The 13,981-nt window shown below is 63.3% G+C and carries 13 protein-coding genes; 8 read left to right on the plus strand and 5 right to left on the minus strand.

The genetic code is table 11. From position 1 onward, the window contains the following. Positions 1-84: 84 nt before the first annotated feature. Positions 85-378: a hypothetical protein gene (locus tag BOP93_RS03075; protein WP_104501505.1), complete on the minus strand. Its 294-nt coding sequence runs from the start codon at positions 376-378 to the stop codon at positions 85-87. A 90-nt stretch (positions 379-468) separates the two neighbouring features. Here BOP93_RS03075 and pbpC point away from each other — a divergent pair, with 90 nt between their 5' ends. The 6 genes from pbpC to BOP93_RS03115 all read left to right on the plus strand — a co-directional run bounded on the left by pbpC (position 469) and on the right by BOP93_RS03115 (position 8,315). Then, positions 469-2,799: a peptidoglycan glycosyltransferase PbpC gene (gene pbpC, locus BOP93_RS03080; RefSeq protein WP_104501506.1), complete on the plus strand. Its 2,331-nt coding sequence runs from the start codon at positions 469-471 to the stop codon at positions 2,797-2,799. Between the two features lie 533 nt (positions 2,800-3,332). Beyond that, a complete protein-coding gene (locus BOP93_RS03090) occupies positions 3,333-3,641 on the plus strand; it encodes a MazG-like family protein (RefSeq protein ID WP_104501507.1) in 309 nt (102 codons plus the stop codon). Next, positions 3,634-4,383 carry a methyltransferase gene (locus tag BOP93_RS03095; protein ID WP_065886474.1) on the plus strand — a complete coding sequence of 250 codons (750 nt, stop codon included), beginning with the start codon at positions 3,634-3,636 and terminating at the stop codon, positions 4,381-4,383. Before BOP93_RS03090 ends, BOP93_RS03095 begins: the two co-directional genes overlap by 8 nt. 24 nt (positions 4,384-4,407) lie before the next feature. Continuing rightward, positions 4,408-5,010, plus strand: a complete 603-nt coding sequence (locus BOP93_RS03100) for a DUF4136 domain-containing protein (RefSeq protein ID WP_104501508.1) — start codon at positions 4,408-4,410, stop codon at positions 5,008-5,010. A 44-nt stretch (positions 5,011-5,054) separates the two neighbouring features. Then, positions 5,055-5,612, plus strand: a complete 558-nt coding sequence (locus tag BOP93_RS03105) for a DUF4136 domain-containing protein (protein WP_065897440.1) — start codon at positions 5,055-5,057, stop codon at positions 5,610-5,612. A 717-nt stretch (positions 5,613-6,329) separates the two neighbouring features. Continuing rightward, positions 6,330-8,315 (plus strand): pilus assembly protein TadG-related protein, encoded by a 1,986-nt coding sequence (locus BOP93_RS03115; protein WP_104501509.1) that lies wholly within the window; start codon positions 6,330-6,332, stop codon positions 8,313-8,315. On the opposite strand, the gene BOP93_RS03120 is transcribed toward BOP93_RS03115, so the two are convergent. Together BOP93_RS03120 and BOP93_RS03125 are read right to left on the minus strand one after the other, a co-directional pair. Beyond that, positions 8,312-11,044: an ATP-binding protein gene (locus BOP93_RS03120; protein ID WP_104501510.1), complete on the minus strand. Its 2,733-nt coding sequence runs from the start codon at positions 11,042-11,044 to the stop codon at positions 8,312-8,314. The genes BOP93_RS03115 and BOP93_RS03120 overlap by 4 nt on opposite strands. After that, positions 11,041-11,481, minus strand: coding sequence for a TadE family protein (locus tag BOP93_RS03125; protein WP_104501511.1), 441 nt, complete (start codon positions 11,479-11,481; stop codon positions 11,041-11,043). Before BOP93_RS03125 ends, BOP93_RS03120 begins: the two co-directional genes overlap by 4 nt. A gap of 72 nt (positions 11,482-11,553) precedes the next feature. On the opposite strand from BOP93_RS03125, the gene BOP93_RS03130 reads away from it, so the two are divergent. Continuing rightward, the gene (locus BOP93_RS03130; protein ID WP_104501512.1) at positions 11,554-12,027 is read left to right on the plus strand and encodes a prepilin peptidase; all 474 of its coding nucleotides are present in this window, start codon (positions 11,554-11,556) and stop codon (positions 12,025-12,027) included. 125 nt (positions 12,028-12,152) lie between these two features. Beyond that, on the plus strand, positions 12,153-12,935 hold the full coding sequence (locus BOP93_RS03135; RefSeq protein ID WP_104501513.1) for a response regulator transcription factor: 783 nt from the start codon (positions 12,153-12,155) through the stop codon (positions 12,933-12,935). Between the two features lie 47 nt (positions 12,936-12,982). Here the strand turns inward: BOP93_RS03135 and BOP93_RS03140 are convergent, their stop codons facing one another. Then, positions 12,983-13,252 carry a DUF3613 domain-containing protein gene (locus tag BOP93_RS03140; RefSeq protein ID WP_104501514.1) on the minus strand — a complete coding sequence of 90 codons (270 nt, stop codon included), beginning with the start codon at positions 13,250-13,252 and terminating at the stop codon, positions 12,983-12,985. Between the two features lie 2 nt (positions 13,253-13,254). Beyond that, entirely contained in the window at positions 13,255-13,974 is a 720-nt protein-coding gene (locus tag BOP93_RS03145; protein ID WP_104501515.1) for a tetratricopeptide repeat protein, read from the minus strand. Between the last annotated feature and the right edge of the window lie 7 nt (positions 13,975-13,981).

Below are 13,981 nucleotides of genomic sequence, written 5' to 3' on the forward strand. Positions count from 1 at the left end.
GAGTGTCAGCCAATGATGTTTTGACTGATTCACCGCTATCGGGAGCAAGCCCCCTCCCACAAGGGATTGGGGCGGTCAGATAAATCAGTGCACGACCCAGCTCAATAACCACAGGCCCAGGATCAGCCAGATGATCCCGATAATGATCGAGGCGCGCATAAAGGCGCGTACCGCCGAGTACAGGAAGAGCAGCCCGACGATCAGGGTGATAATGCTGATGATCGAGGTGTCCATGCCCAGGGTGCGCGACAAGCCATCGATAAAGTTGCCGCCGGCGTGGGTCAAGGCTCCGAACAAGCCGCTCAGACCGTCGACGATAAAGCGGATGACGGAACCGAGCGCCTGGCCCAGCCATTCGAAAAAGCTTTCTACCTGCATGTGCGTGTCCTGATAAGAAGGTGGGCGTAACTGTGCCTTTGGTCGTTGTTGCGACAGGCGAGTTCCCTGCAAGCATAGAGGTTTACCCGGTTGAATTTGCGTTTTGTTGCCCGCTGGACACTGGTGAGCCTGTTGTCGGTCATCGCCCTGCTATGGCTGGCCGACCGTATCTGGCCCCTGCCGTTGCCCCGGGACGACCTGGCCCGGGTGGTGCTGGCCGAGGATGGCACGCCACTGTGGCGCTTTGCCGATGCCAATGGCGTGTGGCGTTATCCGGTGCAAACCCGCGAAGTCTCACCGTATTACCTGGACGCGTTGCTGACCTACGAGGACCGCTGGTTCTACCGCCACCCCGGCGTAAACCCGCTGGCGCTGGCGCGGGCGACGTGGCAGAACCTGACCGGTGCACGGGTGGTATCCGGCGGCAGCACCTTGTCGATGCAGGTGGCGCGACTGCTCGACCCGCATTCACGCACCCTGCATGGCAAGTTACGTCAACTCTGGCGTACCGCGCAGCTGGAGTGGCACCTGTCCAAGGATGAAATCCTCAACCTGTACCTGAACCGTGCGCCCTTCGGCGGTACGTTGCAGGGCGTGGCGGCGGCCAGTTGGGCCTATCTGGGCAAATCCCCGGCGCAGTTGACCCACGCCGAAGCGGCCCTGCTCGCGGTATTGCCCCAGGCACCGAGCCGCCTGCGTCCGGACCGTCACCCGCAACGCGCCCAGCACGCGCGGGACAAAGTGCTGCGCCGCCTTGCCGAGTTCCAGGTATGGCCGCAATCGGCAGTGGATGAAGCCCTGGAAGAACCGCTGCTGCTCGCGCCACGGCTGGAACCGAGCCTTGCGCCGCTGCTCGCACGCCGCCTGAACCGGCCGGACAGCCCGCCGCTGATTCGCACCACCGTGGACGCCACCCTGCAACGTCGCCTCGAAGACCTGTTGCTGGGCTGGCGTGCGCGTTTGCCCGAACATACCTCGGCGGCGATCCTGGTGGTGGAGGAGGACACCATGGCGGTGCGCGCCTACCTCGGCTCGGTGGATATCAATGACGCCAAGCGTTATGGCCATGTGGACATGATCAACGCGCTGCGCTCGCCCGGTTCCACCTTGAAACCTTTCCTCTATGGCATGGCCCTGGACGAGGGCCTGATTCATTCCGAATCCCTGCTGCAGGACGTGCCGCGACGCTACGGCGATTACCGTCCCGGCAATTTCTCCATGGGCTTTACCGGGGCGGTCCCGGCGAGTACGGCGCTGTCCAGCTCGCTGAATCTGCCGGCGGTACAATTGCTGGAAGCCTACGGGCCGAAACGCTTTGCCGCGCAGATGCGCATCGGCGGCATGCCGCTGGCGTTGCCGGCGTTGGCCGAGCCGAACCTGGCGTTGATCCTGGGCGGCGCGGGCAGTCGCCTGGAAGAGCTGGTCAGCGGCTACAGTGCATTGGCCCGCGACGGCAAGAGCGCCACCCTGCGCCTGCAGCCGGATGACGCGCTGCGTGAACGGCCATTGCTGTCACCAGGGGCGGCCTGGATCGTGCGGCGTATCCTCAGCGGCCAGGCGCGCCCCGACCGCGACCCACGGGCCGAACTGGTGCAGCGCCCGACGCTGGCCTGGAAGACCGGCACCAGCTATGGCTTTCGTGATGCCTGGGCGATTGGTGTCGGCCCGCGTTATCTGATCGGCGTCTGGATCGGCCGGCCGGACGGCACGCCGGTGCCGGGGCAGTTTGGCCTGGCGTCGGCGGCGCCGTTGATGTTGCAGGTGCATGACGTACTGACCAACCGCGACAGCCAGCGCGGCATCAGCGCGCCCGTCAAGGCCGTGCCGGCCAATGTGGGCGTGGCGGCCATCTGTTGGCCGCTGGGCCAGCCGATGAATCGCAGCGATCCCAATTGTCGTCGCCAGCGTTTTGCCTGGACACTGGACAACACCACGCCGCCGACCTTGCAGGCATTGGATCAGCCATTGAGCGTGGGGTTGATGGAAAGTGTCTGGGTCAACGCCAAGGGCTTGCGCGTGGACGCCCATTGCCCTGGCGCCGAACCGAAGCATATCGCCCTGTGGCCGGCGCCGCTGGAGCCCTGGCTGCCCAGGGTGGAGCGCCGTGAAGCACGCATCCCGGCCGCCGACCCGGATTGCCCGCCGCCGGCACTGGCTGCCGCTTCGCCGTTGTCCATAGTGGGCGTGCGCGAGGGCGATCAACTGCGTTTGCCCGCTGCCAGTCAACAGGCGCTACGCCTGAAAATCTCCGCGCTGGGCGGCAGCGGGCGGCGGTGGTGGTTTCTTAACGGTGCGCCGTTGGGGGATAGCGCCAATCAGGACAGCATCAATGCCAGCTTTGAGCGGTTGGGGCGCTATCAGCTCAGTGTGTTGGATGAGGCCGGGCAGACTGCCAGGCTTGAGTTCAGTGTTGTTGATTAGGGCCTCATCGGGGGCAAGCCCCCTCCCACACTGGTATGTGTTCACAAATCGAATGTGGGAGGGGGCTTGCCCCCGATGGCGGCCTCAGGGCCGACCAGGATGTTGGATTGGACCGGGTACATATCCGTTTCTGCGGTAACGGCTGCTATGGGTTCCGCTTTTACAGCGGCTCACTTTTGAAAAGCGCAAAAGTAAGCAAAACGCTCTTGCCCCACCACTCGGCACCTCGCTTAGGCTCGGTGTGCCCGAACGCAGGCTTGAATCCGTGGGCCGCCGCAATGGGCCATCCCTGGCCCAGTGCGGCTAACCCGGCGTCCTGCCGGGTTGCCCACGGATTCAAGCCTGCGTTCGGCCAGCGTGGTTTAACGGGGCGCCTAGGATCAAAAGCAGATCAAGAGCGGCTCGCTTCGCATCGTGGTTACGGTTGGGCGCTGCTGAGTTGTGTAGATACCTATGCTCATCGGGGGCAACACCGCTATTCACTTGCCTTCACTCCCCATCCCCCTGAAGCTATACCCATTCAGGAGCCCCCAATGAACCTCGAACACCTCACCGAACGCTTGCACCGCATCCGCGATACCAACGACTGGAAGCAATTCCACAGCCCGAAAAACCTGGCCATGGCCGCCAGTGTGGAAATGGCCGAGCTGGTCGAGATTTTCCAATGGCTGACCGAAGACCAGTCGCGCCAATTGCCGGCCGATAAGCTCGCTCATGCCGGCCAGGAAGTCGGCGATATCGTGCTGTACCTGCTATTGCTGTGCAGTGAGCTGGGCCTGGACATGAACGAAGTGGTGTGCGCCAAGCTGGCCGACAGCGAACGGCGGTTTGCCCATGAGTGACCGGCATTTCGACCAGTTGGCCACGCGTTTCGCCGAGAAAATCTATGGCGGCGCCAAGGGCGCGATCCGCCTGGCGGTGTTGCAGGCGGATCTCGCCGAGGCGTTGCCGGATCGCCCGTTGCGCGTGCTGGATATCGGCGCGGGGTTGGGGCATATGTCGTTGTGGCTGGCCGAGCGTGGCCATCAGGTGACCCTGGCCGAGCCTGCCGCGCCCATGCTCGACGGCGCGCGCCAGCGTTTTGCCGATGCCGGGCAGAGCGCCACGTTCATCCAGGCGCCCTGGCAAGACTTGCTCGGCCAGCTCACCGAGCCCTACGATCTGGTGCTGTGCCACGCCGTGCTGGAATGGCTGGCCGAGCCCCATGCGATCCTGCCGGTGCTGCATCAATTGACGCTGCCCGGCGGTTGGTTGTCCCTGGCGTTCTATAACCGCGATGCGCTGATCTATCGCAACCTGCTCAAGGGCCACTTTCGCAAGATGCGCAAGAACGATATGGCCGGCGAAAAGCAGAGCCTCACGCCGCAACAGCCGCTGGACCCAAGGGAATTGGCGGCGCAACTCGAAGGGCTGTGGCAGGTCGAAAGCCAAAGTGGCGTGCGCGTGTTCCATGACTATATGCCGGTGGAATTCCAGGCGCGCGCCGAGCTGCAGGATCTGTTGGAGATGGAGCTCGCTCACCGTCGTCACCCAAGCTTTGCCGGACTTGGGCGTTATTTGCACTGGGTGTGCCGTCCGGTTTAAGCAGCCCAGTCTGCGGAGGTCGAAATGCGTCGTCTCTGTTTGATCCTGTTGTCCCTTGGGCTGGGCGCCTGCTCGAGCCCCAATCCTTATGTGGCCGCGTCGGCGCCAATGCCACCGGCCCCGGCCCAGGCGGCCACCACCTTTGACGCCAGCGCTTACCCGGCGCCGGTGCGCGACTATGGCGCCTACCGCAATTGGGCCTGGCGCAACGGCCAGTTGCCGGCCGGCACCGCCTGGGCGGATTCGGCCCAGGTGGCCGAAGCCGTCAGCGGTGCGCTGGACCAGCGCGGCCTGCGCCCGGTGCATGACACGCGTGCGCCGGACCTGCTGGTCAGCGCCGATGTACGCCTGGAGAAGCGTCTGCGCCAGGTCCAGGACGATTATGGCTACGGTTATGGCGGCTACAACCGCTATGGCAATGGCTACGGCATGTACAACTCGGTGCCGATGGTGCGTACCTATGAAGTGCAGGTCGTGGTGGTGCGCGTCAATCTGTTCGACGCCCGCAGCGGCCAGCCGGTGTGGAGCGCGAGCGCCGAAACGGGCAGCCAGGGCAGCCTCAGCGAGCGCGCTGATGCGTTGCGCGAGGCGGTGCAGAAGGCAATGACGGCGTATCCTCCGCGTTAACCGCTATGCTCAACTGAAGCCGGACCGATCATCGGAGAACCCTCATGTTTCGTCGTATCGCTACGCTTGCCGTTGTCCTGCTGCTGGGCGGTTGCCAGAGTAATCAGGTCAACCATGACTTTGACGCCAGCCGCGACTTCGGCGCCTACCGTAACTGGGCCTGGAAAGAGCCGGCGCTGCAATATCGTCCGGATGATCCGCGTATCAAGAGTGACCTGACCGAGCAGCGTATTCGCCAGGCGGTGGGCGAGCAGCTTGACCAGCGCGGTCTGCGCCTCGCCGGGCCCGGTAGCAAGGCCGACCTCTCTGTGCAGGCCTATCTGATCGTCGAGGACCGTCAGCAACAGGTCACTACCAATTACGGGGGGGCTTGGGGCGGGCCGTGGAATGGGTATTGGGGGGCGCCGATGTATAACGAAACGCGCAGCATCTCTTACAAGGTGGCGACGCTGCAGATTGATTTGCTCGATGGCAGGGACGGTAAGTTGGTGTGGCGGGGCAGTGATGAGCAGATCATGGCCAGTTCGCCGAATCCGCAGGACCGGAGTAATGCTATTCGCAGCACGGTGGCCAGGATACTTGCCAACTATCCACCCCGGTAACGGCCTGCTCGGTTAAATGTGGGAGGGGGCTTGCCCCCGATGGCGGCCTCTGGGCCGACCAGGATGTTGGATCAGACCGAGTACATATCCGTTTCTGCGGTAACGGCTGCTTAGGGTTCCGCTTTTACAGCGGCTCACTTTTGAAAAGCGCAAAAGTAAGCAAAACGCTCTTGCCCCACCACTCGGCACCTCGCCTAGGCTCGGTGTGCCCGAACGCAGGCTTGAATCCGTGGGCCGCCGCCACGCGCCATCCATGGCGCGGGGCGGCTAACCCGGCGTCCTGCCGGGTTACCCACGGATTCAAACCTGCGTTCGGCCAGCGTGGTTTAACGGGGCGCCTAAGATCAAAAGCAAAAGCGCGGCGGCCTTAGAGCCGACCGGTGTCTTGTGTCGATCCCGGTGCAAATGTGGGAGGGGGCTTGCCCCCGATGGCGGCCTCCGGGCCGACCAGGATGCTGGGGACATATCCGTTCCTGCGTTCAGCCAGCGTGGTTTGACGGGGCGCCTGAGACCAAGATCAAAAGCCAGATCAAGAGCGACTCGCTTCGCATCGTGGTTAGCGTTGGCGGCTGCAGCCTGCAAAGTTGTGTAGGTATCTTGGGTCATCGGCGGCAACCCCCTTCCACATTGACCCTTGCCAGCCGCCACTCTTGTCTACACTCACCCATACCCTCAGGAGCGTAAACGCTCGGCGATTCGCCGGCACAGGAGTGCTCGATGTCTCCCCGATTTCATGGCAAGCAACGTGGCGCTATCGGTCTGATGGCCGTTGGTGTGTTGGCGCTGGTGTTGGCGTTTACTTTGCTGGCGGTGGACAGCGGGCGGCTTTATCTGGAGAAGCGCCGGCTGCAGGGAGTGGCGGACACGGCAGCGCTGGAAGCGGTCAGCCGCAGCGGCACTTGTGCGGCGGGTTTGAGCGCGGCGGCGTATGCGGCGCAAAGTGTGGCACGCAATCACTTTGTTGTGGGTAGCGGTAATACCTTGGTCACCCGCTGCGGCGCGGTAACCACGGCGGCTTCCGGCCGACGGGTGTTTGCTGCCAACCCGGCGCTGTCGTCAGCCATTGAGGTGGTGGTCGGCAAAACCGTGCCCACCAGCGTGGCCGGTGGGATCTGGTCGATGATGTCGGGTAACTCGCTCAGCCTCAATACCCGATTGAGCGCGACGGCAGTGGCGGCCAAACCCACCCCGCCGATTGCGCAGTTGAGCATCAGGAGCACGTTGGTTAACTTTGATACCGCCAGTGCCAGCACCATGAACGCGGTGTTCAGCGGGCTGCTTGGTGGTGGGGTCAATGTTTCCGTGCTCGGCTGGAACGGCCTGCTCAACAGCGATATCAATATGCTCAGTTACCTCGATCAATTGGCCGTCGACCTGCATGTCACCGCCGGCGACTACACCCAACTGCTGAGCACCACGGTGAGCGCCTCGCAATTGGTTCAGGCGGCAATCACCGTGCTGGGCAGCAGCCCGTTGACGCTGGATGCAGTCACCGCGCTGGGCGCTATCAAAGGGGCGACGCTCAACAATCCGTTGCCGCTCACACTGGGCAAAATCCTGCAGCTGCAGACGGGTATCACCGCCGCCGCGCTGAATGCCGATCTGCAACTCTTTCAGTTGGTCCAGGGCGTGGTGCAACTGGCCGGCAACCAGAGCGCGGCGGCGGTGACACTGCCCGTGAGCCTGTTGGGGCTGGCCAATATCACCACGCAGATCAAAGTCATGGAGCCGCCGCAGTTATCGGCCATCGGCAATCCGATGCTGGCGGCGGCCAACCCGTTGGGGCCGAATAAAATTTATGTGCGCACCGCCCAACTGCGCACGCAGATAACCGTGAGTTTGCCGGTGCTCGGCAGTTTGTCCGGCTTGACCACGGCAGTAAATGACCTGGTGGGGCCGCTGACACCGGTCCTCAGCAGCCTGTTGAGCTTGAACCTGGTGACCACGATTAACTCGACGCTTTGCCTGTTGGGCGCCGGTTGCCAACAGTTGGACGTGCTGGCGCTGCCGGGCAACCTGCCGCTGAAGATCGTGCTGGATGCCGGCGGCGCCAGCAGCTATGTCACCGCCTATAGCTGCCCGGCGGCAGGCGCGGGCACCAAGAGCTTGACGGCCTACACCACCACCTCGGCGGCCTCGCTGAACGTGGGCAATATCAACAATGCGTTTTCATCCACACAGCCAATGACCGTGGAGCCATTGGCCTTGATCGATTTCGGCATCAAGACGTGCCATAAGATCCTCGGCATCGGCAGTTGCGACCCTCGCGTACCCTTTGCGGGGGGCGGCGTCGGGATCAAGGTGCAAAGCCCGATTGCGGGCAGCAACAGTATCCAGAACCTGGTGTTTTCCAGCACCACGCCCTTTGCCATGCCCGCCAATGTGGGGCTTGCCCCCAGCTATCAAACGTTCGCACCGGCCACCAACCTGGTCAGTGGCCTTACCACAGCCCTCAATGGCGTCGGCATTACTGCTTATCAACCGGTGGGGAGCAACCCCTTGGGAAGCGTGATCGCCGGCACGGTATCGTTGCTCAGCGGCGTCAGCACGCTGGTGACGCCCATGTTGAACAATGTGCTGAGCCCGCTGCTCAATCCGATCCTCAACAACCTGTTGAGCAGCTTGGGTATCAGCCTGGCAAGCGTGACCGTGGGCGCCAACCTGAGCTGCGGCCAGACCGGCGAGGCCTATCTGGTGATTTAAGCGTCGGTGACCCTGGGCAGTTCCACGCAGAATCGCGCGCCGTGTTCGCCGTTGCTGACGCTGAGGCGTCCGCCCATGTTTTCAACGATGCCGTAGCTCACCGACAGGCCCAGCCCGGTGCCCACGCCAATCGGCTTGGTGGTGAAGAACGGCTCGAAGATGCGCTCCAGCAAACGCGGGTCAATGCCGCCACCGTTGTCTTCGACCCAGATGCGCACGTGGCGGCTGTCGTGTTCGGTGTGCAGGGCGATCCATGGGCGCAGGTCAGGGTGCTTTTCCTTCAGGCTCAATAGCGCATCGCGGGCATTGACCATCAGGTTGATCAGCACTTGCTCCAGCTGGTCGGCGTAGCCTGTGACCTGCACAGGCGTATCCGCCTGGGTCAGTTTGATCTCTACGCCCTTGCCGCGCAGGCCTTCGCTGAGCAGTGACAGGGTACCTTCCACCGCCTGCGCCGGGTCGAAGGGGTGCTGCTCGACTTCCGAGCGGCGGCCGAATACGCGCATGTGGTCCACCACCCGCGCCGCGCGTTGTACCTGCGCGTCAATGCGCTGGAGTTTCTCCGTCAGGTAGTCGATCTGCGCGTCGCCATTACCCAGGCGCTTGAGTACGTTGACGATGGCCATGCGCATCACGTTCAGCGGCTGGTTGATCTCATGGGCCAGGCCGGTGGCCATTTCGCCGAGGGTGGCCATTTTCGCGCTTTGCGTCAGTTGCTGCTGGGAGCGCCGCACTTCGGTGTTGTCGCGGCCCACGGCCTGCACTTCGAGCAGATTGCCGTGTTCGTCGAACACGCCACGGTCCGACCATACCCACCACGCATGCTCGCGCCCGGGCAGTTGCAGGCTGATTTCCGCCGTGCTGACGGGAAATTCCGGGGTCAGTTGCTCGATGCGCAGCATGAACGCCGCGCGTTGCTCGGGCGATAACCAGTGCCCCAGGTTCAGCCCCGGCAATTGGCCGGGCAGGCACTCCAGGTAGTTGGCCAGGGGCGTGTTGCCAAAGGTCAGGGTCAGGTCCGGACGGTAGCGGCAGATCATCGCCGGGGAGTCTTCCACGAGGATGCGGTAGCGTTCCTCGCTGTCCTTGACCTGTTGCGCGGCCAGGGTGGCCTCGGTGATGTCCAGCCACAGGCCGACCGCCTCCACCGGCAGGCCGAGGTCGTCGCGCAGCAACTTGGCTTCGTCGAGCAGCCAGTGGTAGTCGCCTTGTTTATCCTGGACCCGGTAGCGGCTGCGCACACTGCCTTCGCGCAGCAGTTGGCGCGTACGCTGGAAGTACAGGTCGCGGTCATCCGGGTGGACCCATTGCACCAGGCTGTCGTGGCTGCATTCGGCGAGCGTGCGGCCCAGCAGCGGCAGCAGGCTGTCGCTGAAAAACACCGGCTGCAGGGCGCCTTTTACGTAGCGCTGCACATAGATCACCGCCGGCGAGCTGGCGATCAGGTTGTCCAGGCGTGCGTGGGCGGCGTCGGCTTGCAGTTGCTGGTTCTTGACGTCGCTGATATCGAGCATGAAGCCGATCCAGCGGCGCTGCTCACCGGCGCCCAATACCTGGCCCTGCACGCGGTACCAGATGGGTGGCTGGTCGCTGTCGCCACGGTTGAGGCGCACGCTGGCGAGCAAGGGTTTGCCGAGGGTCTGCAAGTCGTGCAGGCGGCTGTGCAGCTCCTGGCGATCGGCGGGGTGGATGAGGTTCAGCCAGGTTTCCAAGGGTTGACGGGTAGGGCTTTCTTCGTCGCTCAGGTTGCGCATCAATTGCGGTGCGAGCTGGATCTCGCCGCCGGCGGGCAGCAATTCCCACCAGCCGGTGCCGAGCAAACCCTGCAGGGCTTCCTGGCGTTCCAGTTGCAGATGGTGGTGCTGTTCACGCAGACGGCTGAGCAGCGGGGCGGCGAGGGCGGCGGCGAGGTCCAGCCAGTCGCGCTCACGTGTGTCGGCTTCACCGCTGAAGGCTGCGCACAACAGCCACGCGGCGACGCCCTGGGCATCGCGGTAGGGCACCAGGAAACCGTCGGCATTGCCGAACACGCTGTGCAGCCGCGGGTGCTCCCCGCAACCGTAAGTGGGGGGCAGGCTCAAGGGGACGGTGCCGTCGAGGCCGTCCAGGCACGCGCCTAGGCGCTGCCCGGTGTGCCACAACTGCGGCGCGTCATGTTGGGCGTAGTGGCTGTAGATCACCCAGCTCTGGTCCTCTTGATCAACAAGCGCCAGGGCGATACACGGGATTCGCCAACGCTGCGCCACGCTGCACAGTTGGTCGTTGAACACCTCGGGCAAGCGGCTGAGGCTGCACACGCGCAATTGCTCGCTGGCCTGACTGGTCAATTGCTGATTCTGTTCACGCTGTTCGGCCAGTCGTCGGCCGCTGAGCAGATCGCCTATATCCACCGCATGCAGCCGCCACCCAGTGTCGTGCGGCTCCAGAGTGGCACGGGTGTGCAGCACCTGCCCGGCGATGCCCTGGAAATCCAGGTCAAGGCTATGGCGCTGCCAGTCGGCGGGAACGCCCTCCACCGCCAGGGCGCTATGGGTGCGCAGCAAGGCTCGCAGCGGCGCCGCCTCGGCATGGGGCGCCAGTTGGGAGCGCAGTGTGCCGCTGATACCGAGCACCTGGCCTTGCGCATCCAATTGCACCTGCAAACCGGCCGAGGGCGGCGCAGCAGGCGCGATTGCCAGCGCGCTGCCACGGCCAAGCAGACGCCCGAGCAGTTTGTCTCCCGAGGTCAAAACTGCAGGCTCGACTGGGCCTGCAGCGTCACCGGCAACTGCGGCACGCTGCCAATGCCGGGCAGCACAATGAAGGGCATTACCGCGTGCAGATTGGCAGACGGATAATTGATCTGCACCGACAGCAAGCCACCCACGAACGTGGTGTTGACGTGTGTCGCTGCATTGAAGTTATAGGCGCTGGGGATCCACCGCAGGCGGTCGCTGATTGCGCTTCTGGCGGTGTTTTGCACGGCGCTGCTGTAGCCCTGCATCGCCGGGTCGAGCCCTACGCTCAGGCGCACCGCTTCGGCGGTGGCCTGGTTGAACGACTGCAGCAACAGCAGCGGCAGGCTATAGCTGACCATGCCGTAGAACACCGCAAAAAAAATCACGAAGACGGCCACGAACTCGATCGCGGCTGTGCCTTTCTGCTTGTGGGGGAGGCTAGTTTTCATCACCGCGTCTACCCTGACGGCTACTACTTGATATCAGCATAGAATCAATCAGCGAAAAGGCAGGTTTTTTCCGTGATCCAGAGTGTGGTGGTGCTGTTGTGGTTGGTGGTGTGTGCGGTGCAGGACACGCGGCAGCGATTGCTCGCCAACCGCCTGACGCTGGGGGTTGCGGCGCTGGGCGGGGTCTACCTGTGCTGGACCGGCGGCACCTGGCTCGGTGCTTCAGTCGGCCAGGGCCTGTGGGCATTTGTCCTGGCGCTGCTGTTGACCTTGCCGGGTTACGCCCTGGGCCGTCTCGGCGCCGGGGATGTGAAGCTGCTCGCAGCCTTGGCACTGGTGTCGGACGCCGAGTATTTATTGGGCGCGTTTATCGGCGCCGCCCTGACGAGTGTGCTCTGGCTGTTGCTGGCGCCAAAGCTCTGGCCGCTTATGGGTCAAAGGCTTACAGATTGCCTCGGGCACCTGGCCCCCGAACCGTCAAAAAAACTGCCGTTTGCGCCCTTCCTGCTGGTGGGATTTACGCTGGTCTGGTTTTGGATCCACTGAGCGCCGCAGGGCTCTGGCGCTATGTACAGAGTCGGGAAGTACGTCTACGTTTAATAAGGCGTTGTATAGGAATTGAGTGGTTTGAGGATGGGTCAATCTTTGGCTTGCCAGGCATGGAGTAGCGCGTGAACAAGCTTAATTCTGCGGTAAAAGTGCTCGTGGTCGACGATCAGCCGCTGATCGTGGAAGAGCTGTGTGAGTTTCTTGAAAGCAGCGGGTTCCGTTGTGTCCCCTGTGAGTCCAGTCAGCAAGCCTTGAAGCGCTTTGGCGAAGACAGTGAAATCGGGTTGGTGCTGTGCGATCTGCATATGCCGGGCATGGACGGCATCGAGTTGGTCCAGGCGCTGCAAAAGATTGCCGGCAGGCAGCGGGTGTTCGAGTCGATCATGTTGACCGGGCGCTCCGACAAGCAGGACGTAATCAAGGCCCTGCGCGCCGGCATCGCGGATTACTACCAGAAACCCATTAACCTGGAAGAATTGCTCGAAGGCTTGCAACGCCAGGAAGCCGAGTTGCAAGAGCGCAGGAAAGACCTGCAACTGGGCAACCTGAACCAGAAGCTGCAATGTCTCTCCGAAACGATCAACGACCTGTACCAGGACCTCGATAAAGTGCGGCGCAGCCCGCCCGGGCCGGACGGTGAAGAGGCTTCGACGCAAGAGACAGGTCAGGTCGAAATCCCGGCGATTTTCAACCAGCTGTCACCGCGCCAACTGGACGTGGCCAGGCTGGTCGGAAAGGGGCAGACCAATTATCAGATTGCCTGCGAGCTGGGCATCACCGAGAACACCGTCAAGCTGTATGTTTCCCAGGTGCTGCGGCTGACGCATATGCATAACCGCACGCAGTTGGCTCTGGCGCTGGCGCCCAACAACGCGGCGATGCGCCAGCGGGTGACGGCGCACTGAGAGGCAACGGGTCAATGTAGGAGCGAGCAAGCTCGCTCCTACATTGCTCAGTTGTCCCCCTCGGTTTTGCCGCCGATCTTCTGCTCGAAAAACTCCGGAATCTCATGCTTGAAGCTTTCCAGCCAACGCTGCGCGGCCAGGTCGCGTTCGGTGGCGGAGGCTGCCTGTGGCGTGGCTGACGCCGCTTGGCCACTGACCTGCAATGCCAGCCAGTTCTCGGTGGCGGCCTGCTGCGGGGAGGAAGGCCCCGGCTCGATGGCCATGACGCTGAGGGGCAGGGCCAGCGCGGCGAGGCTGGCAAGACAGGGCAGTTTCATCGTCAATTCCTCGGGTTGCTATGGGCTTCACTGACCGTGGCGATCTGATCCTTGGCCTTTGCGGCCTTGACGCTTGAGGCCTTGAGTTGCTCGGCGCGGGCCTGGGCCTGGGTGACTTGTTCGGGGCCCAGGCCTGTCTTGCTGACCACCTGCGCGGCCTGCTTCCAATTGTCTTGATAGATCAGCAGCGTCACCAGATTGATGGCCGCCAGCGGGTCGCTCTGCTTGAGTTCCATGGCGGTCATGAATTCAAACCGTGCATCTTCCAGGCGCAGTTGGTTGAGGTACACCACGCCCAGGTCATTGCGGATTTTCTCGTCGGTGGGCGCCAGCCGCGCCGCGCGCTGCAAATGGGCCATGGCCAGGCCGTTGTCGCCTTTGGCCGCGGCCATTTGCCCCAGGCCGTGTTCGCCTTCGGCGGCCATGCAGGTGCCGAGCAGGCTGCGGTACAGCGGCTCGGCGCTGCGCCCGAGCAAGCGATACGCCTTGGCCTGGCGCAGTCGCACCTGGGGCAGACTGGCCGGCAGGGTGTGCAGGTTGGCCAGGCTGGCGTGCAGTTTGCCGTCGTTGGCCATTTCATCGGCCAGGTTCAACGACAGCTCCTGTTCGGCGCTGGGCTTGGGGCAACTGCCAGGGGCCGTCAGGGCGCTCCAGGGGGGTTGACCATCGGTGGCGCAACCACCGAGCAGCAACAGGCTCAAACCGGCGATCAAGGCTTTCATCGATCAT

It is taken from the genome of Pseudomonas orientalis, assembly GCF_002934065.1.
GTDB classification, from domain to species: domain Bacteria; phylum Pseudomonadota; class Gammaproteobacteria; order Pseudomonadales; family Pseudomonadaceae; genus Aquipseudomonas; species Aquipseudomonas orientalis_A.

Bases quoted from the DNA above. Each gene is read 5' to 3' on its own strand.
- BOP93_RS03075 (WP_104501505.1), bottom strand. From the start codon at position 378: ATGCAGGTAGAAAGCTTTTTCGAATGGCTGGGCCAGGCGCTCGGTTCC.
- BOP93_RS03090 (WP_104501507.1), top strand. From the start codon at position 3,333: ATGAACCTCGAACACCTCACCGAACGCTTGCACCGCATCCGCGATACC.
- BOP93_RS03095 (WP_065886474.1), top strand. From the start codon at position 3,634: ATGAGTGACCGGCATTTCGACCAGTTGGCCACGCGTTTCGCCGAGAAA.
- BOP93_RS03100 (WP_104501508.1), top strand. From the start codon at position 4,408: ATGCGTCGTCTCTGTTTGATCCTGTTGTCCCTTGGGCTGGGCGCCTGC.
- BOP93_RS03105 (WP_065897440.1), top strand. From the start codon at position 5,055: ATGTTTCGTCGTATCGCTACGCTTGCCGTTGTCCTGCTGCTGGGCGGT.
- BOP93_RS03115 (WP_104501509.1), top strand. From the start codon at position 6,330: ATGTCTCCCCGATTTCATGGCAAGCAACGTGGCGCTATCGGTCTGATG.
- BOP93_RS03125 (WP_104501511.1), bottom strand. From the start codon at position 11,481: ATGAAAACTAGCCTCCCCCACAAGCAGAAAGGCACAGCCGCGATCGAG.
- BOP93_RS03140 (WP_104501514.1), bottom strand. From the start codon at position 13,252: ATGAAACTGCCCTGTCTTGCCAGCCTCGCCGCGCTGGCCCTGCCCCTC.
- BOP93_RS03145 (WP_104501515.1), bottom strand. From the start codon at position 13,974: ATGAAAGCCTTGATCGCCGGTTTGAGCCTGTTGCTGCTCGGTGGTTGC.